A 19,595-nucleotide genomic window follows, 5' to 3' on the forward strand; every position below is an offset into this window, starting at 1 on the left:
GGCCGGGAGGGGGTTGGCCGTTGATGGAGGCGGCCAGCGGGCGAGCTGCCTTTGAGGGAGGCGGCGGGTGCGGGGAGTCGTCGGGTGGGGACGGCGGCTGGGTGAGACGGCGCAGCGAATGCCGGAGATCAGCGCAGCAGCTCAGGCGAACGGTCGAGGGCGAAGCCGTTGTGAGGTAGGAACGTCTGCCCGGCAACAGCTCGCCGCAGCCAACCCCGCCGGCTCCGACGCCGATCGTGAGAGCGCCGCCGCCACCGACCAGGTCCAGCCGCCGCCACCTACCGCTCCCTGCCCGCCTCCGCTAACTGCCGCCACCGGTGTTGCTGCCGCCGAAGGGCTTCGCGCCCTCACTCACCCTTCCGCCGTTCCTCGACCTGCCACCGCCACCTTGCTGCCACCGCCACCTTGCTGCCGCTCCACCGCTGCCAACCCTGCGTCGATCGTGAGAGCGCCGCCACCTATCGCCGCTGCTGCTGCTGACCACCGTCCGTCTCTCGTTGCTGTCTGCTAGCCGCCGTCTGCCGCGCCGCTCTGCGCAGCAGCCCGCCGATGCCGCTGCCTACCCGTCACCCCGCTAGCTGCCGCCGTTTTTTCCAGCTGCCGCTGGATTTCGCGCCAGCCGCTCACCCCGGCCGTTTCCCGGCCTGCCGCTGCCACCTTGTGTCGCTGCCTTGGCCCTACTGCTGCCGCCCTACCGCCGCCTTAACCCTGCCGCTGCCGTCCTCCGCCCGCCGCTTTCCACCCTGATCGCTCTCCTCCCCAATCCCCGCCCCATCCTCGCCGCCGTCCTGCCGCCCTTTCCGCCCTCTCCGCCCGCACCCCGGTAGAGGTCTGGACCATTTCGTGCTTCAATGACAGCGGGTCGCCGCCTGAACGCGAAAGGTGAGCGATGTCTGCCCGCATCCTGCCCAGGGCACTGACAGCCCTGCTCCTGCTCCTCGGCACCACCCTCGTCCCGCCCACCGCCCAAGCCGCCGACACGTGCGCGCTCAAAGCCCGGCCGCAGGGCAAGGTCCTGCAGGGCTACTGGGAGAACTGGGACGGCGCGTCCAACGGGGTCCACCCGCCGTTCGGCTGGACGCCCATCACCGACGCGCGCATCAAGCAGCACGGCTACAACGTCGTCAACGCGGCGTTCCCCGTCATCCGCTCCGACGGCACCGTGCTGTGGGAGGACGGCATGGACGCCGGCGTCAAGGTCGCGACGCCCGCCGAGATGTGTGCGGCCAAGGCGGCCGGGGCGACCATCCTGTTGTCCATCGGTGGTGCGGCGGCGGGGATCGACCTGAGCTCCAGCGCCGTGGCCGACCGGTTCGTCGCCACCGTCGTGCCGATCCTCAAGCGGTACAACTTCGACGGCATCGACATCGACATCGAGACCGGGCTGGTCGGCAGCGGGAACATCAGCCAGCTGTCGGCGTCGCAGGCCAACCTCGTCCGCATCATCGACAGGGTTCTCGCGGCCATGCCCGCGGGGTTCGGCCTCACGATGGCGCCCGAGACGGCGTACGTGACGGGCGGCAGTGTCGTGTACGGGTCGATCTGGGGCGCGTACCTGCCGATCATCAAGAAGTACGCGGACAACGGGCGGCTGTGGTGGCTGAACATGCAGTACTACAACGGGTCCATGTACGGGTGTGCCGGTGACAGCTACCAGGCGGGCACAGTGCAGGGGTTCGTGGCGCAGACGCAGTGCCTGAACAAGGGACTGGTCGTGCAGGGCACCACGATCAAGGTGCCGTACGACAAGCAGGTTCCCGGCCTGCCCGCGCAGCCCGGTGCCGGTGGCGGGTACCTGAGCCCCTCGCTGGTCGGGCAGGCGTGGAACAGCTTCGGTGGTCAGCTCAAGGGGCTGATGACCTGGTCGGTCAACTGGGACGGGTCGAAGGGCTGGACCTTCGGGGACACCGTGAAGTCGTTGCAGGGAAGGTAGAAGCAGTGCGCGGCCGCCGCACCGTGCGCGGCGGCCGCCGTGCTGGGCGTCAAGCTCGCGGTGCCACCCGCGACTCGTAGGGTGCGGGGCGGTACCGCGGGTCGAAGAAGCAGCCCGTGCCGTACTTCCTGTCGTACGAGGGGCAGGAGGCCGCGATCAGGAACGGGTTGGAGCGCACGCCGAACTTCTCCCACGCCGCCAGCGACTGCATGGCCGCCGCGTACTCGGAGTCGCTGAACGCGCTGTGCGTGGCCTCGGTCGTGAAGGTCTGCACGAGGTTGTACCAGCGGCCGGCCTTCTGGACGGTGTCGCGGTAGGCCGACTCGTGCTCCACGAACGCCGTCGGGTCGCCGATCGCGTGCACGGACAGGACCGGGATGTCGATCTTGCCGGTCAGGTCGCTGTCGTAGGCCAGCTCGGCGCGGGCCGCGGGGTCGGCGGCGAAGCGCTCCACGCCGGCGTTCAGGGCCTTGTCGTCGTGCGAGCCCTGGTAGACGACACCGGTGTTGCTGAACGGGTTCCGGTCGCCCAAGCGGTTGTGCACGATGTCGCGGAACGTGAACGTCGCGAAGTTCAGGTGCGACTGCAGGGTCTCCTCGGGGATCTTGGTGACTGCGAGGATGTCGGTCAGCTTCTGCTGCTGTTCGGGTGTGCGGCTGCCGGCGACGCCGAGGCACTCCTCGACGCGGCCGCGCAGGCCCGCGGTCGTCATCGTGGAACCGGCGCGAAGTCCTTGCCACAGCGGGTACTGCGCCTCGGACGGGCGCGGGTGGTTGCCGCAGTAGTACTGGTAGACCACGCGCAGGTCGACGCGGTAGTCGTAGCCGCGCGAGCCGCCGGCCATGACGCCGCTGGTGAGCAGGGCCGCGTCGTAACCCTTGTACAGCTCGATGGTCTTCGCCGCGACGTTGCCGCCCCACGACTGGCCGTGGAGGAACACCTTGTGCGGCTTGAGCATCGCGCTGACCATCCTGCGCAGGTTGTCCGTGTCCTCGGCCGCCATCCGCGTGCCGTAGCCACCGCGCCGGTACGACGTGCCCGCCCACGCGTAGCCCTCCTTCACCATGACGGCCCAGCGGTTCAGGTCGTCGCGGGTGCGCTCGGGCGTGGGGTCGCCGAGGTCGGGGCCTCCGTGCGAGTGCACGACCAGAGTCTTGTTCCACTTCTTCGGCACGGCGATCGTGTAGTACGCGCCGTTGGCGTCCCGGCCCTCGTAGCAGGTGGTGCCGGCGGGGACGTTCTCCGGGCACGGCGCGGTCGGCGGCAGGGGCACCGGAGACGTGAGACTCGCGGTGAGTGCGAATGCCAGCAGGACGTTCATGGCGGAATCGTCAGTCCGGGTCGTCGAGTGGTCCAGCTCACTCGGGCAAACTTGGGATTTCCCTGACGTTGCCGCCGTGGTCCAGGCGGTGGGCGGACCATGATCGCGGTACGGTCGTGGCGTGCGGTACCCACCCGAACCGTGGCACATGCGCGGATCCGCCGTGATCTCCGTGTTCCGCGTGCCCCGCGGCGTCGTCCCCGCCCAGCACCTGCCCTCCGGTGCGCGGCTGATCTCGTTGGCGGGCAACACCTTCGTGGCCGTCGCGTTCGTGACGTACGCGCCGGGCAGCGTGCTCACCTACGACGAGCTGCTCGTCGCGGCACCGGTCCTGGACCGCGGCTCGGTGGCTGTGACGGTGCCGCAGATCTGGGTCGACAGCGAGGCGTCCCGGGACGGCGGCCGGGAACTGTGGGGCATCCCGAAGAAGCTCGCGCGCTTCGGCCAGGGCTCGTCCATCGCGGCGGTCGCCGTGACCGGCGGCCTGAAGCTCCCCGGCGGCTGGAGGTTCGCCGGTCCCACCGCGCAGCGGCTCGACGGGCGGGACGTGCGGGCCCACGCGGGCATGTCCGGCCGGATCCGCCTGGTCAGGACCGGCTGGTTCATTCCGGCCGGCGGACCGCTCGGCTACCTCACCGGCCGGACGCCGCTGGTGAGCGTCGCGCTGGACGACATGCGGCTGACGTTCGGTCAGGCGCCGTAGCGGACGCTGTTCAGCACGTGCCGGGCCCACGCGTCGTCCGCGGGGTCGTCGTAGAGGCACGTCACGATCAGCAGTTCGCCGAACCGCGCCACGTGCCCGTAGAACTCGTGCCGGATCGTGGTGAGCCACAGCGCGTGCCGCAGCTCGGCGCCGTTCTCGACCAGGTGCTTCTGGTCGGCGGGCACGGACGGCGCGCCCGCGAGCGCCAGCTCGAGCACGCACCGGGCGGACACGCCGGGCGCCTTGCGGGTGTCGAGGAAGACCGTGCGGCCGGGGCCGGCGAACCGCAGGCCGTCCGGCGCCAGGTGCGGCGTGAGGCCGGAGGTCCGTTCGACGCTCCACGGGCCGCGCAGCTCCTGCCGGATCGAGATCGGCAGCTCCACCGGGAACGCGCTGAGCACGTGGTCGCGGTCCCAGGTCCTGCCGAGCAGCGGGTGCACCACGAAGTCGGGTGGCGAACCGGCTTCCACGACCTCGGCGACCACCTCGGCGCCGTCCAGGCCGTCCCACGGCTTGATGTCGTGCGCGAAGGTGCCGGTCAGCCGCAGCGACTCCTCGCCCCACGAGGCGGCGGCGCGCCGGGCGTCCTCGGCCGTGACGCGCATCCACGCGCTGAACCACAGCTCCAGGTCGCCGGTCAGCTCCACGGGCAGCACGCACCGCACGTACGCCGACTCCGCGCCCAGCAGCACGTCGCCGCCCGCCAGGCGTTCGACGCCTCCCGCGAGGGGCGGCAGGCCGAGGTCGAGGTCGATCGCGCCGTCCTCGTCGACCTCCGCGCCGCAGCACGCGCAGGCCGTCACCCGATGTACCGGACGCTGTTGAGCACGTGGTGCGCCCAGGCGCTGTCGGCGGGGTATCGGTAGACGCAGCGCACGGACAGCATCGTGCCACGCCGCACGACGTGCCCGTGGAACACCTGCTCCTCGTGGCCGTAGATGACCTCGCTGAGCCAGAACGCGTGCCGCAGCTCCTCGCCGTCGTGCTCGACCGAGTGCTCCGCGGTCGCCGGGTAGCCGTCGAGCACCGCGCCCAGGAAGTCGCTCGGGCTGCCGCCGGTGAGGTCGCGGTAGACGTCGATCGCCACGGACCGGCCGGGGCTCGTGAACCGGACGGTGCGGCCCTCGATCACGCACCTCATGCCCTCGGTGCGCTCGATCGTCCACACTTCGCCGAACTTCTCCCGCACGGGCACCGGCAACGGGTGCCGGATGCGGCTGAGCACCTCGTCGCGGTCCCATTCCCGTTCCAGCAACGGGTGCGAGGTGAAGTACGGCAGCTCGTCGGCGTTGAGCACCGCGGCCTCGGCGGGCACGTCGAGCACGTCCCACGGCCTGATGACGTTCGCGAACCTGCCGGACAGGCGCAGGTTCGAATATTCGCCGTCGTTGTCCCACACGGCGTGGGCGTACATGGCGTCGACCTTGCTGATGCGCATCCACGCGCCGAACACGAGCTCTGTTCCGCCGGTCAGCTGAACCGGGAGCAGACAACGGATGTAGGTGTCACCGTCCGGTCCGACGAGCAGTCCGCCCGTCGGCGCGCCGAGCCGCTCGCCGGGCACGCCGATCAGCTGCTCCGGACGGTTGAGCCGGTAGTCGATGCGGTCCGCAGACGTGATCTCGGCTCCACAGCATCCGCATTGGACTGTCATGCGCGCATGTTAGAGCTCCCCGTCGTCCAGCAGACGCGAACGCACCAGAAAGCGCACTCCCAGTGGCGCCTCCAGCGAGAAACCGCTCCCACGGCCGGGCACCACGTCGATCGTGAGGTGCGTGTGGCTCCAGTACTCGAACTGCGCCGCGGACATCCAGACTCCGATCTCGAACCCGTCGTCCACCGCGAGGTCGCCGAGGTGCACGTCCGACGAGCCGGTGCGGAACTCCCCGGCGGGGTAGCACATCGGGGCCGAGCCGTCGCAGCAGCCGCCGGACTGGTGGAACATCAGCTCGCCGTGGTCCGCCCTGAGGCGGCGGAGGACCTCCGCCGCCTCAGGGGTCAGTGCCACGCGGGCCATCAGAAGAAGCCCTGGGCGTTCTGGGAGTAGCTGACGAGCAGGTTCTTGGTCTGCTGGTAGTGGTCGAGCATCACGCGGTGGTTCTCGCGGCCGATGCCGGACTGCTTGTAGCCGCCGAACGCCGCGTGCGCCGGGTAGGCGTGGTAGTTGTTCACCCACACGCGACCCGCCTGGATGTCGCGGCCCGCGCGGTAGGCGACCGAGCCGTCGCGCGACCACACGCCCGCGCCGAGGCCGTACAGCGTGTCGTTCGCGGTCTTGAGCGCGTCGTCGTAGTCGTCGAACCGCGCGACGGAGACGACCGGGCCGAAGATCTCCTCCTGGAAGATCCGCATCTTGTTGTCGCCCTCGAAGACCGTCGGGGTGACGTAGTAGCCGCCGGACAGCTCGCCGCCGAGGTCGGCGCGCTCGCCGCCCGTCAGCACCTTCGCGCCCTCCTGCTTGCCGATGTCGATGTACGACAGGATCTTCTCGAGCTGGTCGTTGGACGCCTGCGCGCCGATCATCGTCTCGGTGTCGAGCGGGTGGCCCTGCTTGACCGCCTTGGTGCGCTCCACGGCGTCGCCGAGGAACTGGTCGTAGATCGAGCTCTGGATCAACGCGCGCGACGGGCAGGTGCAGACCTCGCCCTGGTTCAGCGCGAACATCGTGAAGCCCTCGAGGGCCTTGTCGTAGAAGGCGTCCCGCTGCGCGGCCACGTCGGCGAAGAACACGTTCGGCGACTTGCCGCCGAGCTCCAGCGTGACCGGGATGATGTTCTCGCTGGCGTACTGCATGATCAACCGGCCGGTGGTCGTCTCGCCGGTGAACGCGACCTTCGCGACGCGGCGCGACGACGCCAGCGGCTTGCCGGCCTCGACGCCGAAGCCGTTGACGATGTTCACGACGCCCGGCGGCAGCAGGTCGGCGATCAGCTCCATCAGCACGTGGATCGACGCCGGGGTCTGCTCGGCGGGCTTGAGCACGACCGCGTTGCCCGCCGCCAGCGCGGGCGCGAGCTTCCAGACCGCCATCAGGATCGGGAAGTTCCACGGGATGATCTGCGCGACGACGCCGAGCGGCTCGTGGAAGTGGTAGGCGACGAGGTCCTCGTCGATCTGCGAGATGCCGCCCTCCTGGGCGCGGATGGCGCCCGCGAAGTAGCGGAAGTGGTCGACGGCGAGCGGCAGGTCGGCGGCCAGCGTCTCGCGGACCGGCTTGCCGTTCTCCCACGTCTCCGCGACGGCCAGCTTCTCGAGGTTCGCCTCCATCCGGTCGGCGATCCTGTTCAGCACGTTCGCGCGCTCCGCGACCGAGGTCCTGCCCCACGCGCGGGCGGCGCCGTGGGCCGCGTCGAGCGCGCGGTCGACGTCCTCGGAGGTGCCGCGGGCGATCTCGGTGAACTCCTCACCGGTGACCGGGGTCGGGTTGGCGAAGTACTCGCCCTTGGCGGGCGGCACGTACTCGCCGCCGATGAAGTGGTCGTACCGGTCCCGGTACGTCACCACGCTGTCCGGTTGTCCTGGAGCGGCGTACTTCGCCATCGTCGGGCCTCCCGCGTCGTTGCGAACAGGCGGCGACCGTAGATCGGCGAACGTTTCACCCGCGTTGCATCCGATCGGAGCAGTGCCGGGGTTGCCGCCGCGGTGGTACGGCCTGCATCCTGGACCGATGGACCCAGTCGAGCTGGGTGCCGCGCGTCCGGAGATCTTCGAGTCGTGGCGGCGCTCCCTGGCCGCGCGCGTCGACCCGGACCGCCACGAGGCGCCGGTCGTCTACGCGCCCGACGAGGTCGCCGACCTGCGCGGCTCGCACCCGCTGGCCGAGACGATGCCGTTGCTGCGGCACACGCTGTCCCTCGACGACACGATCATGATCGTCACCGACACCCGAGGGCACATCCTCTGGTGCGAGGGCGACAACCGGATCCGCCACCAGGCCGAACGCGTCCACCTCACCGAGGGGTCGCGGTGGAGCGAGGACGCCATCGGCACGAACGCGATGGGCACCGCGCTCGTCACCGGGCGGCCCGTCACCGTCCACTCCCGCGAGCACCTCGTGCGCACCTACCACGGCTGGACGTGCGCGGCGAGCCCGATCACCGACCCCCACACGGGCGTGCTGCTCGGGGTGGTCGACGTCAGCGGGCCGCTCAAGTCCACGCACCCGGCCGTCGCGCAGCTCGTCTCGGCCGCCGCCCAGCTCGCCCAGCACCACCTGCGGCAGTTCGCGCCCCGCCGGCACGTGCTCACGCTCGACTTCCTCGGCGGCCTGCACGCCGAGCTCGACGGCCGGTCGCTCGCGCTGACGCTGCGCAACGCGGAGGTGCTGACGGCGCTCGCGTTGCACCCCAAGGGACTCACCGCCGACCAGCTCGCGCTGCTGCTCTACGGCGAGCGCGGGAACCCGACCACGGTCCGCGCGGAGCTGCACCGGCTGCGGGCGCAGCTCGGCGGCGTCCTGCTGACGCGGCCGTACCGGCTCGACGCCGTGGTGCGCGGTGACTTCCTCGACGTGCGGACGGCGCTGCGGTCCGGTGACGCCGGAAAGGCGACCCGGCGCTACAGCGGCGAGCTGCTGGCCCGTTCGGACGCGCCGGTGGTCCGTGAGGAGCGGCTCGATCTCGCGGCCGCGGTGCGCAGGGGTGTGCTGGAGCGGGGCGACCTCGACGCGCTGATGGCGTTCGCGGACAGCGGGGACGACGCGGAGGTGCTCGAACGGCTGCACGGGGTGCTCCCGGCGGCGGACCCGCGCCACGCCCTCGTCTCCTCGCGCCTGCGGAGGGCACTGGAATAGGCTTTCCCGTCGGGGAGGGCGAAGTGAAGCAGTGCATCAACTGCATGACCCGGTTGCCGCGCAAGGAGGTCACCGAGGTCGCGTGGTGCGGCCTGTGCGAGCCGTGCCTGCGGGTCGTGGCCGGCCAGATGAAGGTCCTGCACGACCGGCCCGGCGGCGCGCCCGTGCAGATCCTGCAGTGCGGCTGGTGCGGCGTCGCGCGGTCGTGCGGAGTCGGGTGGCGGACGCGGTGCCTCGTGTGCCTGGACGACAGGTCGGTGCCGGACCCGGCGGTGCAGCGGATCGCGCACCGGCTGGAGCTCGACGGCACCTGGCGGGAGAGCTCGGAGCTGATCGCCGCGACGACCGTGAAGGTCCGCCTGGCCAAGTACTCCCAGCCGGGGTGGACGGTGCTGGCCACCGACGTCCACGGACTGCCGTGGACGGGCTTCCGGTGGCTGACGAAGTCGCACGGCACGTGGGGCCTCAACGAGGAGACCGGCGAGGTGCAGCGGCTCAAGCGCTCACGCGGCGAGGAGACGCTGCTGTACCTCGTGCGGTACGGCAAGGTGCTCAAGTTCGGCCGGGGCAGCGCCGACCGCGTCGGCGGGCACGTCGCCCAGGGCGCGGTGCCCGTGCTGGTGCTGTCCGCGCCGAGCCAGCAGGTCGTCGTCGCGCGGGACCGCCTCAAGCGCTTGCACCGCACGGAGATGGTGTCGCAACGGACACCGGTCGACCTCTTCGAGGTGCTGCCGGACGGGCTCGACGTCACCGACCGGTATCTCCGGAGTTGATCGGCCGCCGATTGGGTAGCCCAGCGGTGTGGACGACATCGTCGTGATCGGACAGCTGGCCAGGGACCTGGTCCTCGTCGTCGACGAGGTGCCCGGCCCCGGCGGCACGACGCCCGTGCGGGAACGCCGCGAGATGCTCGGCGGCAAGGGCGCGAACATCGCCGTCGGCCTGGCCCAGCTGGGCGCCCCGGTCGCGCTCGTCGGCGTGGTCGGCGACGACGACACCGGCGAGCGGCTGATCGCGCGGGCCGCCGCGGACGGGATCGCGACCGAGGGCGTGGTGCGCAGGCCGGACACCGGGACGGGGTTGATCGTGGACCTCGTCGCCGACGGCTGGCGCTACCTCGAACACCTCCCGGAGGCCGTGCTGCTGCGCGAGGACGACCTGCCCCTGGACGTCATCGCCGGGGCGGCGGCCGTGGTCGTGCAGCTCCAGCAGCCGCCCGAGGTGGCGCTCGCGGCCGCACGGGCGGCGCGCGGCCGGGTGGTGCTCGACGGGGCACCGGAACGGCTGGCCGACGAGCTGCTGGCCCGCGCCGACGTCGTGCGCGCGGACCACCGGGAAGCCGAGCTGCTGTCCGGCCGGACGATCGGAACCGCCGACGACGCCGTGGAGGCGGCCCGCGCGGTGCTGGCCAAGGGGCCGGACCTGGTCGCGTTCGCCGTCGACGACGTGGGCAACGTGTTCGTCTGGGACTCCGGCGAGCTCGTGCTGCCCCTCGGCGACGTCGAGGTCGTGGACACCACCGGGGGCGGCGACTCGTTCGTGGCGGCGCTGACGTTCGCCCTCACGCGCGGGGACGGCGTCGAGGAGGCCGCGCGGCGCGCCGTCGAGGCGTCCGGCGACACCGTCGCACACCTCGGCGGACGGCCGACGCTCACCGCGCGCTGATCAGGCGAGTTATCGTTGTCCACGTCCGGTGAGGGGAGGTCCCGCGTGCGAGTGCTCGCCGTCGTGCTGTTGCTGCTGCTGTCCGCCGCGCCCGCGCAGGCCGCGTCCGGTACCTACGTCCGGCTCGGCCACTTCTCCATGGACCAGGCGCGCGTCGACGCGACCCTGGACGGGGTGAAGCTCGGCACCCTCGACTACGCCGAGCTCTACGAGTACCGGCGCGTCGAACCGGGGGAGCACAACGTCGAGTTCCGCACGGCCGGCTCCGACCCCGGCGGCCCCGTGCTGCGGTCCGTGCTGGTGATCGCGACCGCCGGGAAGGCGTACACGGTCGTCGACATCGCCTCCACGATGAAGGTGCTGGAGGACGACGTCAGCCTGCCGCCGAACGGCCAGGCCAAGCTGCGGGTGATCAACGCCGGCGACGCCGAGATGGACCTCCTGCGGGGCAGCGTGTTCGTCCACCGCAACGTGCAGGCCAACTCCACCACCGGCTACGTCGTCATGCTGCCCGGCTCGGACGCGCTGCAGGTGCTGCCGCGCGGCAAGGAGTCGACGCGGCTGGAGGCCACGCTCGAAGCCGGCGCCGTGTATTCGCTGCTGGTCAGCGCCCGGCGGATCGAGCTGCGCACCGACGCCAAGGCCGCCGAGGTCGTGCCCGGTGGCGGGCAGGAGACCGGGTTCGGCGGCATGGCGGGCGGCTGGGACTGGCTCACCGCGCTGGTCATCGCGCTCATCGTGGGCGCCGCGATGTTCTCGGTGCGCGGCAGGCTCTTCCGGTTCGGCTGATGGCCAAGGGCAAGCTGCTGATGGGCTCGGCCGTGCTCGTCGCGCTCATCTACATCGTCAAGGGGCCCGGCGGGGACGAGGTGCCGGAGCCGGTGACGGTGCGGATCCCGTCGATCGGCGTCGAGACCTCGCTCGAGGAGCTCGCGGTCGACTCCGCGGGAGCCCTGGAGCCGCCCACGCGCGCGGACAGGGCCGGCTGGTACGCCAAGGGCGTCGCGCCGGGCGACACCGGGCCCGCGGTGATCGCCGGGCACGTCGACTCGAAGACCGGGCCCGGCGTGTTCTTCCGGCTGCCCGAGCTCCAGCCCGGCGCCGAGGTGCTGGTCGAGCGGAAGGACGGCAGCACGCTCACGTTCGTCGTGAGCAGCAGCTACTCGACCGAGAAGACCGCGTTCCCGACGGCCGTCGTGTACGCGCCGACGCCGTTGTCGGAGCTGCGGCTGGTGACGTGCGGCGGCGAGTTCGACCGGGTCGCGGGCAGCTACCGCGACAACGTCATCGTGGAGGCGGTGCTGAAAGTCTGACCGTCTCGTCGGCCCACCTGGCCAGCAGCGTGGCGTCGTGCGAGATCGCCAGCACGCCCGCGCCGGTCCGCTCCTGGTAGGCGCGGATCACACCGACCAGCGCCGCGGTCGTCGAGGCGTCCAGCATCGTGGTCATCTCGTCGCAGATCAGGTAGCGCGGCTCCAGGGCGAGCGCGCGGGCGAGGCAGGCGCGTTGCAGCTGGCCGTCGCTGACCTCGTGGGGCCGGCGGCCGAGCAGGTCGCCGGTGAGCATGACCAGGTCGGCCAGCTCCTCGACGCGGTCGCCGCCCGGTTCCGCGATCGCCTGCCGGAGGGTGAACCGCGGGTCCACGGACAGCCGGGGCTGCTGGAACAGCACGCCGATCCTCGTGCGCTGGGCGGCCTGGAACCGGTAGCCGGTGACGGTCTCGCCGTCGATCTCGACGGTGCCGGAGAAGGGCTTGTGCAGCAACGCGAGCACGCGCGCCACAGTGGACTTGCCCGAGCCGCTGGGCCCGGCGAGCCCGACCGTCTGCCCCGGACGGACGGTCAGGCTGACGTCGGTGACCACGGGGTGGCGGTAGCCGGCGGTGATGCCGGTGCCGGTCAGCACGGGCGGTGGCACGCGACGGCGTGCTCGTCGTCGGTCAGCACGGGGCGTTCCTCACAGATCGCGGTGGCCTGGTCGCAGCGCGGGGCGAACGCGCAGCCGTCCGGCAGGTTCGTGAGCAGGGGAGGCTGGCCGGGGATCGGGAGGAAGTCCCGCTCCGGCAGCGCGTTGGCGAGGCCGCGCGCGTAGGGGTGCTTCGCGTCGCCGAGCACCTCGTGGGCGGGGCCGACCTCGACGATCCGCCCCGCGTACATCACCGCGATCCGGTCGGCGATCCTGTGCGCCGCCGCCAGGTCGTGGGTGATCAGCAGAACGGCGTGCCCGTCGTCGACGAGCCGGCGGAACTCGTCGAGCAGCCCGTCCACCAGGTCGCGGTCCAGGCCGGTGGTCGGTTCGTCGGCGATGAGCAGCCACGGGTCGCCGACCAGCGCCAGCGCGTTCGCGACGCGCTGGGCCATGCCGCCGGACAGCTCGTGCGGGTAGCGGTCGAGGTGCTCGGGTGCCAGGCCCGCCCTGGTGGCCGCCCGGGCGGCGTCGCCGTCCAGGACGCGGGCGGCCTCCTCCAGCTGGGACCGCGCGGTGCGGACGGGAGTGAGGTGGCTGGCCGGGCTCTGCGGGATGAGCCCGATCTGGCGGCCGCGGATCGTCGTCGCGAGCTCGTGGTCGGTCGCGTCGAGCAGCTCGACGTCGCCCAGCCGCGCGCTGCCGCTGGTCTCGGCGTTGCCGGGCAGGAACCCGAGCAGGGCGCTGGCCAGCACCGTCTTGCCGCAGCCGCTCTCGCCGACCAGCGCCACGCACTCGCCGGGCCGGATCCGCAACGACACGTCGTTGACCGCCTCGACGGTCGCGCCCTTGAGCGCGAACCGCACCGACACGCGGTCGATCTCCAGGTTCACCACGTCAGCTCCGTGCGCCGCTTGGGGTTGAGCCGGTCCCGCCACACGCCGCTCACGCCGGACACGGCGAGCGTCGTGACGATGAGCAGCAGGCCGGGCGCGAGGGACATCCACCAGCCGCCGATCAGCAGCGACCGCTGGGCGTCGTTGATCATGTTGCCGATGCTGGCGGCGTGCGGGGGCAGGCCCAGGCCGAGGAACGACAGGGCCGTCTCGTGCCACACGGCGTGCGGCACCATCAGCGTCGTCGCGAGCAGCACCTGCGGGGCGACGTTCGGCAGCAGGTGCCGGGTCATCACCTGGAACCGGGACGCGCCGCCGACGATGGCCGCGTCGATGAACGGCCTGGTCTTGAGCGAGAGCACCTCCGAGCGCACGATCCGCGCGGCGGTGAGCCAGTGGGTGAGCGCGATCGAGATGATGACGGCGGTGAGGCTCGGCCGCAGCACCGCGACGATCACGATGCCCAGCAGCAGGTGCGGGACCGACGCGATGGCGTCGACCAAGCGCATCAGCACCCGGTCGAACCAGCCGCCGACCGACCCCGCGAGGGCGCCGACCGCCGTGCCGACGACCGCGGAGATCACGGCCGCGACCACGCCGACCGTGAGGGAGACCCTCAGCGCGTAGACGCACCGCAGCAGCACGTCGCGGCCGAGCTCGTCGGTGCCGAAGAGGTGTGAGGCGTTCGGCGGCTGGTTGGCGATCGCGAGGTCGACGTACTGCTCGTTGAGGTCGACGAGCAGGGGGACGACCAGGACGACGAGCGCGACCAGGCCGAGGACGGTCGCGGACGGCACGAGCCGCCACCTCGGCGACCGGGGCGGGCTCGCCGCGGTGAGGCGGCTGCGCGGCGCGGGGCGCCAGGTCAGGTCAGCCATCGAGTGCCACCCTCGGGTCGGCCAGTGCGTACAGGACGTCGGCCAGCAGGTTGCCGAGCAGCACCACGCCGGTCGCCATCACGGTCAGCGCGCCCAGCAGCGCGAAGTCGACGTTCAACGCCGCCTCGACCGTCGCCCGCGCGATGCCCGGCCACGAGAACACGGTCTCCACCAGCAACGCGCCGGTGATCAGCTCCGGCAGGCGTGCGCCGAGCAGCGTGAGGAACGGCAGCAGCGAGGTCCGCAGGGCGTGCCCGGAGACCACCAGGTGGTCCGGGAGACCGCGGGCGCGCGCACCGGTCACGTGGTCCTGGGTGAACGACTCCAGGAGGTTCTGCCGCACGAACAGCACGAACCACGGCGCCTGCGAGATCGCCAGCACCGCCACCGGCAGCACCATGTGCACCGCCACGCCGCCGGCGGACACCGGTTCGGCCCCGGTCGTCACACCGCCGCCGGGCAGCCACCGCAGCTGCAACGCGAACACGTACAGCACGGCCAGCCCGAGCCAGAACACCGGCGCCGCCTCCAGGGCGTAGCAGCCGCCGGTGATCGCCCGGTCCGTCCACGAGCCCTGCCGCCACGCCGCGACCGTGCCGAGCAGCAGGCCCAGCAGCAGGGCCAGCGTGAAGCCGACCGACACGAGCAGCACCGTCCACCCGAGACGGTCGCCGATCACCGCCGAGACGGGTTGCTGCAACGACAACGAGTCGCCGAGGTCGCCCGTGACGGCGTGCCGCAGCCAGGCCCAGTACTGCGCCACTACGGGTTCGTCGACGCCCCAGTTCGCGCGCAGCTGGGCCACGCGCTCGGGGGAGGCACCGATGATGCGGACGCCGAAGTAGCGTTCGACGGGGTCGAACGGGGACGCCTTGGCCAGCACGAAGAGGGCGAAGCTGACGACGAGCAGGACGGGGACCGCGAAGGCCAGGCGCCGCAGCGCCAGCCGGCCGATGGACCGGATCACGACTTCGGCGTCCAGCGCTCGAGGTTCCACCACACCGCGTGCACCAGGCCGTGGTCGTGCGGCTCGACCTGCGTCTCCTGGCCGTTCCACCTGTCCCGCAGCACGTAGGTGTGGTCGAGGAAGACCAGGAACGCCCAGCCGGGGTCGGCCGCGTAGGCCTTCTGGAAGTCGTCGTAGGCCTGCTTGCGGGCCGCCGGGTCGAGGCTGCGGCGCGCGGTGTCGAGTGCGGAGTCCACAGTGGAGTTGCGGTACAGCGTCATGTTCACGTAGCCGTCCTGGCCCGCGTACTTGCTGTGCAGCAACGTGTACGCGGCGGTGTCCGGGTCGTACGGGTCGCCGCCGCCCCAGATCGCGGCGGCCTCCTTGCGGCGCTGCAGCATGATGTCGAACGTCGTGGCCTCGACCGGTGCGTCGATGCCGAGCTTCGCGATGTCGGACGCCGCGGCGAGCGCGAGCTCCTTGCGCAGCACGTCCGGTGCGGGGTAGAGCACCGGCAGCCGCGCGGGCTGACCGTCCTTGGCGCGCTTGCCGTCCGCGCCCTTGCGCCAGCCGGCCTCGTCGAGCAGCTTCTCGGCCTGCGCGACGTCGTGGGGGAACGCGGAGTCCGCGCTGTACCAGTCCTTCAGGTACGGCGAGATCGGCGTGGACGCGGGCTTGCCCGAGCCCGCCAGCACCGCGTCGATCATGGCCTGGCGGTCGATGCCGAGGTTGATCGCGCGGCGCACCTGCGGGGTGGAGGTGAACGGCAGCTCCGAGGGGATGCCGATGCCGCGGTAGTCGGCCGACGGGTTCTGCACGATCCGGTAGCCGGAGCGGTCGCGGTAGGTCGCCGCGAGCTTGGGCGGCAGCACGGTGCCGTCGAACTCGCCGGCGGCCATGCGGGTCGCGCGGGCGTTGTCGTCGGGCACGAAGACGACGGTCACGGACTTGATCGCCGGCGCGCCGCCCCAGTACTTCTCGTTGGCCTTCAACACCATCCGGTCGCCCTTGCGCCACTCGGCGACCGTGTACGGGCCGGTGCCGACCGGGGCGGTGTTGAACGGCGCGCTGTTGATGTCGGTGCCGGTGAGCTTCGCCTCGGGCACGATCCCCAGCGCCAGCTGCTGCGCGAACGGCGCGTAGGGGTAGGAGAGCGTGAACTCGACGGTCCGCTCGTCGGTGGCCACGACGTCGGCCACCGCGTCGAACCGAGACGCGATCGTGGAGTTCACCTTCTTGTCCAGCACGGACCTGTAGGTGAACACGACGTCCTTGGCGGTGAGCGGGGTGCCGTCGGAGAACGTGACGTCCTCGCGCAGCCTGGCGGTCCACTTCAGGCCGTCCGCGGACGCGCTCGGCAGCTCGGTCGCCAGCGCCGGCTTGAGCGCCAGCGACGCGTCCCGCGTGACGAGACCGTCGAAGATCTTCGCGGCGCCGTCGGGCGCGTAGCCGAGCACCGGGTTGAGGTTCTCGGGCTCGCTGCCCGCCCCGATCACGATGGACGTCGCCGGTCCGCTCGTCTCGCCGTCGGGTGACGAGCACCCGGCCAGCAGGACGACGACCAGCAAGAGGGCGCGCCGCATCCCAGTTCCTCCCCAGAAGTCCGTGTTGCCGCGTGCAGCTAACAGCAAGCAAGTTGCAACAGGCAAGAGGTTGCATCTATGCACTCAAGCCGATCTCATGCCAAGGTCGAGTACATGACCAACGGAGTGCACTCCCACGAGCACAGCCACGGCGACGAGTCCCACACGCATCCGCACGGCGAGCACGAGCACGACCACGTCGAGCACGAGCACACCCACTCGCACGGCGGCGAGGAGCACACGCACACCCACGTGCACGACTCCGACCACGTGGAGCAGCACGAGCACGCGCACTGAAAACGGCACCTGAGCGACGGCGGCCGCGCTAGCCTCGTTCCCCTCGGGGGATGGGGGAAGCGTGGTCGCCAGGGTCGTTCTGGGGTTCTTCGCCGTGCTCGCGGTCATCGGCGGGCTGATGCTCACCGTGATGGCCGTGAACTACTTCCGGGGCAGCGGGTACGTGCCCGAGCTGAACGAGATCGGCGGCTGGGGCGTCGTCGCCGGCCTGGGCGCGCCGGGCGTCTACACCTGGGGCCTCGTGAGGTCGTACCAGGTGAACAGGGTGCTGGCCGGTGTGGTGGTGGCACTGCTCGGGTTCGGCGCCTCGATGACCGCGGCGAAGCTGGTGTCGCTGACGGCCGGCGAAGGCGGCCCGCGCGGCACCCTCGAGGACGGCGCGCTCGGCTTCCTCTGGCTGGTCGCCGGCTCGTACTTCCTCTGGGTGGCGGTGCGGGGCCGCCGGCCCGTCAGTGCGACTCGCGAGTGACCTCGCTGCCGCTGGAGCCCGTCAGGAAGTCCAGGTCCGCGCCCGTGTCGGCGCCGAGCACGTGGTCGATGTAGAGCCGCTCCCAGCCGCGTCCCGGTGCCGCGAACGCCGCCTTCATCGCCTCGCTCGGCGTGCGGTCGAGGAAGTCCGGTGCCTCCACGTCGATCCGGCGGTTCTCCACGTCCAGCACGATCACGTCACCCGTGCGGACCAGTCCGAGCGGTCCGCCCGCCGCCGCTTCCGGCGCCACGTGCAGGACCACCGTGCCGTACGCGGTACCGCTCATGCGCCCGTCGCAGATCCGGACCATGTCGCGCACGCCCTGTTCCAGCAGCTTCTTCGGCAGCGGCATGTTCGACACCTCCGGCATGCCCGGGTACCCGCGCGGACCGCAGCCGCGCAGCACCAGCACGGAGTCCGCGTCCACGTCGAGGTCCGGGTCGTCGACGCGGGCGTGGAAGTCCTCGATGCTGTCGAACACCACGGCCCGTCCCCGGTGCCGCAACAGGTTCGCGGAGGCGGCCGCCGGTTTGATCAGCGCGCCCGACGGCGCCAGGTTGCCGCGCAGCACGGCGATCCCGCCCTCGGCGATGATCGGCTCCTGCCTGCTCCTGATCACCTCCGGGTCCCAGATCGGCGCGTCGTCGAGGTGGTCGACGAGCGGCGCGCCGGTGACGGACAGCGCCTCCGGGTCGAGCAGGTCGCGGACCTCCCGCAGCACGGCCAGCAGACCGCCGGCGCGGTGGAAGTCCTCCATCAGGAACCGGCCGGCCGGCTGGAGGTCGACGAGCAGTGGCACGCCGGAGCCGACGCGGTCGAAGTCGTCGAGGGTGAGGTCGATGCCGAGGCGTCCGGCGATGGCGAGCAGGTGCACCACGGCGTTCGTGGACCCGCCGATGGCGGCCAGCGCGACGATCGCGTTGTGGAAGCTGGCCTTCGTGAGGAACGTGCTGGGGCGCCGGTCCTTCTCGACGAGCTCGACGACGAGGCGCCCGGTGCCGTGCGAGGCCTCCAGCAGCCTGCTGTCCGGCGCGGGCGTGCCCGCGACACCCGGCACGACCGTGCCGAGCGCCTCCGCGACCAGCGCCATCGTCGACGCCGTGCCCATCGTGTTGCAGTGGCCGCGGCTGCGGATCATCGCCGACTCCGAGCGCAGGAACTGCTCGCGCGACAACGTCCCGGCGCGCACCTCCTCGGACAGCCGCCACACGTCCGTGCCGCAGCCCAGCGGCACCCCGCGGAACGTGCCGGTCAGCATCGGGCCGCCGGGCACCACGACCGCGGGGATGTCGACGGACGCCGCGGCCATCAGCAACGCGGGGATCGTCTTGTCGCACCCGCCGAGCAGCACCACGCCGTCGACGGGGTTGGCGCGCAGCATCTCCTCGGTGGCCATCGCGGCCATGTTGCGCCACAGCATCGCGGTGGGCCGGACGTTCGTCTCGCCCAGCGACACCACGGGCAGGTTCAACGGGATGCCGCCCGCCTCGCGCACGCCGTGGGAGACGGAGGCGGCGACCTCGTTCAGATGCGCGTTGCACGGCGTGAGGTCGCTGGCGGAGTTGGCGATGGCGATCTGCGGCCGGGAGAACCCGTCGGACGGGCCGCCGCGGCGCATCCAGGCGCGGTGGATGTAGGCGTTGCGGTCGTCACCGGCGTACCACTGCTCGCTGCGAAGTCCCACTGCGCGCCTCCAAGCGGTCGATCTCGACCATAACGGCTGGAGGCGCGAAAACCGCCGGGTCAGGCGATCTTCGCGTGACCCGGCGTCGCGGCGGAGGTTTCCGTTCCCCCCAACCGGGGTAACCGCGCTCTGCGTCAAGCAGTCGGCGCTGCTACCCCGGTGGGCGGAAGGCGGTCGACGTGATGGCGTTGGAGCTGGACTACGCGCTGAGGGTCACGCGCGAACTGGGTCTGAGCGGTGAGTCGTCCTGCGTGGACCGCGAGAAGCCGTTGCGGGTCTACATAGCGGTCGACGGCGAGCTTCCCGACCACCCCGGACTGGACGTCGCTCTGCTGTGGACGTCCGGGCACGGCTGGGCGGTCGCGGTGGAGTCGCCGGGCGGTGCCGAGCTCACCGTGGTCGCGCACCTCGGGGGAGCGGTGGAGCCGCCCCCGCGGACCGTGGCCCGCTGGGTGCGGCGGTTGCTCGTGGAGACGGGCGCGGCGACCGGCCACGTGGCCTGAGCACCAGAAAGGTCCGGCCC

At 71.7% G+C, this 19,595-nt stretch carries 21 protein-coding genes; 10 read left to right on the forward strand and 11 right to left on the reverse strand.

The window, feature by feature from the left end; all coding sequences use genetic code 11:
* Window positions 1-889 precede the first annotated feature (889 nt).
* Entirely contained in the window at window positions 890-1,933 is a 1,044-nt protein-coding gene (locus VF330_RS18210) for a chitinase (protein WP_330852811.1), read from the forward strand.
* A 49-nt stretch (window positions 1,934-1,982) separates the two neighbouring features.
* Here the strand turns inward: VF330_RS18210 and VF330_RS18215 are convergent, their stop codons facing one another.
* The gene (locus VF330_RS18215; RefSeq protein ID WP_330852812.1) at window positions 1,983-3,254 is read right to left on the reverse strand and encodes a hypothetical protein; all 1,272 of its coding nucleotides are present in this window, start codon (window positions 3,252-3,254) and stop codon (window positions 1,983-1,985) included.
* 121 nt (window positions 3,255-3,375) lie between these two features.
* Here VF330_RS18215 and VF330_RS18220 point away from each other — a divergent pair, with 121 nt between their 5' ends.
* A complete protein-coding gene (locus tag VF330_RS18220; protein ID WP_330852813.1) occupies window positions 3,376-3,957 on the forward strand; it encodes an acetoacetate decarboxylase family protein in 582 nt (193 codons plus the stop codon).
* Here VF330_RS18220 and VF330_RS18225 read toward each other — a convergent pair.
* From VF330_RS18225 to VF330_RS18240, 4 genes are read right to left on the reverse strand one after another with little or no spacing between them, the layout of a single operon-like run.
* A complete protein-coding gene (locus VF330_RS18225) occupies window positions 3,945-4,760 on the reverse strand; it encodes a hypothetical protein (protein WP_330852814.1) in 816 nt (271 codons plus the stop codon). The genes VF330_RS18220 and VF330_RS18225 overlap by 13 nt on opposite strands.
* Window positions 4,757-5,611: a hypothetical protein gene (locus VF330_RS18230; RefSeq protein ID WP_330852815.1), complete on the reverse strand. Its 855-nt coding sequence runs from the start codon at window positions 5,609-5,611 to the stop codon at window positions 4,757-4,759. The genes VF330_RS18225 and VF330_RS18230 overlap by 4 nt, the downstream gene beginning before the upstream one ends.
* Window positions 5,612-5,620: 9 nt before the next feature.
* On the reverse strand, window positions 5,621-5,974 hold the full coding sequence (locus VF330_RS18235; RefSeq protein WP_330852816.1) for a DUF779 domain-containing protein: 354 nt from the start codon (window positions 5,972-5,974) through the stop codon (window positions 5,621-5,623).
* On the reverse strand, window positions 5,974-7,497 hold the full coding sequence (locus VF330_RS18240; RefSeq protein WP_330852817.1) for an aldehyde dehydrogenase family protein: 1,524 nt from the start codon (window positions 7,495-7,497) through the stop codon (window positions 5,974-5,976). Before VF330_RS18240 ends, VF330_RS18235 begins: the two co-directional genes overlap by 1 nt.
* A gap of 127 nt (window positions 7,498-7,624) precedes the next feature.
* Here VF330_RS18240 and VF330_RS18245 point away from each other — a divergent pair, with 127 nt between their 5' ends.
* The 5 genes from VF330_RS18245 to VF330_RS18265 are packed head-to-tail and all read left to right on the forward strand — an operon-like array spanning window position 7,625 to window position 11,727.
* Entirely contained in the window at window positions 7,625-8,749 is a 1,125-nt protein-coding gene (locus tag VF330_RS18245; protein ID WP_330852818.1) for a GAF domain-containing protein, read from the forward strand.
* Between the two features lie 23 nt (window positions 8,750-8,772).
* A complete protein-coding gene (locus VF330_RS18250; RefSeq protein WP_330852819.1) occupies window positions 8,773-9,522 on the forward strand; it encodes a hypothetical protein in 750 nt (249 codons plus the stop codon).
* Window positions 9,523-9,550: 28 nt separating this feature from the next.
* On the forward strand, window positions 9,551-10,414 hold the full coding sequence (locus VF330_RS18255; protein ID WP_330852820.1) for a PfkB family carbohydrate kinase: 864 nt from the start codon (window positions 9,551-9,553) through the stop codon (window positions 10,412-10,414).
* Between the two features lie 45 nt (window positions 10,415-10,459).
* Window positions 10,460-11,203: a DUF4397 domain-containing protein gene (locus tag VF330_RS18260; RefSeq protein ID WP_330852821.1), complete on the forward strand. Its 744-nt coding sequence runs from the start codon at window positions 10,460-10,462 to the stop codon at window positions 11,201-11,203.
* Window positions 11,203-11,727, forward strand: coding sequence for a class F sortase (locus VF330_RS18265; RefSeq protein ID WP_330852822.1), 525 nt, complete (start codon window positions 11,203-11,205; stop codon window positions 11,725-11,727). The genes VF330_RS18260 and VF330_RS18265 overlap by 1 nt, the downstream gene beginning before the upstream one ends.
* Here the strand turns inward: VF330_RS18265 and VF330_RS18270 are convergent.
* Genes VF330_RS18270 through VF330_RS18290 form a run of 5 tightly spaced genes read right to left on the reverse strand, consistent with a single transcriptional unit; the run spans window position 11,699 to window position 16,622 of the window.
* On the reverse strand, window positions 11,699-12,331 hold the full coding sequence (locus VF330_RS18270) for an ABC transporter ATP-binding protein (protein ID WP_330852823.1): 633 nt from the start codon (window positions 12,329-12,331) through the stop codon (window positions 11,699-11,701). The two genes, VF330_RS18265 and VF330_RS18270, sit on opposite strands and share 29 nt — an antisense overlap.
* Entirely contained in the window at window positions 12,313-13,215 is a 903-nt protein-coding gene (locus VF330_RS18275) for an ABC transporter ATP-binding protein (RefSeq protein WP_330852824.1), read from the reverse strand. The genes VF330_RS18270 and VF330_RS18275 overlap by 19 nt, the downstream gene beginning before the upstream one ends.
* On the reverse strand, window positions 13,209-14,093 hold the full coding sequence (locus VF330_RS18280; protein ID WP_330852825.1) for an ABC transporter permease: 885 nt from the start codon (window positions 14,091-14,093) through the stop codon (window positions 13,209-13,211). The genes VF330_RS18275 and VF330_RS18280 overlap by 7 nt, the downstream gene beginning before the upstream one ends.
* A complete protein-coding gene (locus VF330_RS18285) occupies window positions 14,086-15,093 on the reverse strand; it encodes an ABC transporter permease (protein WP_330852826.1) in 1,008 nt (335 codons plus the stop codon). Before VF330_RS18285 ends, VF330_RS18280 begins: the two co-directional genes overlap by 8 nt.
* On the reverse strand, window positions 15,057-16,622 hold the full coding sequence (locus VF330_RS18290; RefSeq protein ID WP_330852827.1) for an ABC transporter substrate-binding protein: 1,566 nt from the start codon (window positions 16,620-16,622) through the stop codon (window positions 15,057-15,059). Before VF330_RS18290 ends, VF330_RS18285 begins: the two co-directional genes overlap by 37 nt.
* A gap of 114 nt (window positions 16,623-16,736) precedes the next feature.
* Here VF330_RS18290 and VF330_RS18295 point away from each other — a divergent pair, with 114 nt between their 5' ends.
* A complete protein-coding gene (locus VF330_RS18295; RefSeq protein WP_330852828.1) occupies window positions 16,737-16,919 on the forward strand; it encodes a zinc transporter Slc39a7 in 183 nt (60 codons plus the stop codon).
* 61 nt (window positions 16,920-16,980) lie between these two features.
* The gene (locus VF330_RS18300; protein WP_330852829.1) at window positions 16,981-17,388 is read left to right on the forward strand and encodes a hypothetical protein; all 408 of its coding nucleotides are present in this window, start codon (window positions 16,981-16,983) and stop codon (window positions 17,386-17,388) included.
* Here the strand turns inward: VF330_RS18300 and VF330_RS18305 are convergent.
* On the reverse strand, window positions 17,369-19,072 hold the full coding sequence (locus VF330_RS18305) for a dihydroxy-acid dehydratase (protein ID WP_330852830.1): 1,704 nt from the start codon (window positions 19,070-19,072) through the stop codon (window positions 17,369-17,371). The genes VF330_RS18300 and VF330_RS18305 overlap by 20 nt on opposite strands.
* Window positions 19,073-19,254: 182 nt before the next feature.
* Here VF330_RS18305 and VF330_RS18310 point away from each other — a divergent pair, with 182 nt between their 5' ends.
* Complete coding sequence (locus VF330_RS18310; RefSeq protein ID WP_330852831.1) at window positions 19,255-19,575, forward strand: DUF6292 family protein; 321 nt, start codon at window positions 19,255-19,257, stop codon at window positions 19,573-19,575.
* Window positions 19,576-19,595 lie beyond the last annotated feature (20 nt).

It is taken from the genome of Lentzea sp. (assembly GCF_036380075.1).
GTDB lineage: Bacteria > Actinomycetota > Actinomycetes > Mycobacteriales > Pseudonocardiaceae > Lentzea.

Coding starts and splice junctions, on each gene's coding strand:
- VF330_RS18240 (WP_330852817.1), bottom strand. CDS start 7,497: ATGGCGAAGTACGCCGCTCCAGGACAACCGGACAGCGTGGTGACGTAC.
- VF330_RS18245 (WP_330852818.1), top strand. CDS start 7,625: ATGGACCCAGTCGAGCTGGGTGCCGCGCGTCCGGAGATCTTCGAGTCG.
- VF330_RS18215 (WP_330852812.1), bottom strand. CDS start 3,254: ATGAACGTCCTGCTGGCATTCGCACTCACCGCGAGTCTCACGTCTCCG.
- VF330_RS18280 (WP_330852825.1), bottom strand. CDS start 14,093: ATGGCTGACCTGACCTGGCGCCCCGCGCCGCGCAGCCGCCTCACCGCG.
- VF330_RS18295 (WP_330852828.1), top strand. CDS start 16,737: ATGACCAACGGAGTGCACTCCCACGAGCACAGCCACGGCGACGAGTCC.
- VF330_RS18235 (WP_330852816.1), bottom strand. CDS start 5,974: ATGGCCCGCGTGGCACTGACCCCTGAGGCGGCGGAGGTCCTCCGCCGC.
- VF330_RS18210 (WP_330852811.1), top strand. CDS start 890: ATGTCTGCCCGCATCCTGCCCAGGGCACTGACAGCCCTGCTCCTGCTC.
- VF330_RS18310 (WP_330852831.1), top strand. CDS start 19,255: ATGGCGTTGGAGCTGGACTACGCGCTGAGGGTCACGCGCGAACTGGGT.
- VF330_RS18290 (WP_330852827.1), bottom strand. CDS start 16,622: ATGCGGCGCGCCCTCTTGCTGGTCGTCGTCCTGCTGGCCGGGTGCTCG.
- VF330_RS18230 (WP_330852815.1), bottom strand. CDS start 5,611: ATGACAGTCCAATGCGGATGCTGTGGAGCCGAGATCACGTCTGCGGAC.
- VF330_RS18265 (WP_330852822.1), top strand. CDS start 11,203: ATGGCCAAGGGCAAGCTGCTGATGGGCTCGGCCGTGCTCGTCGCGCTC.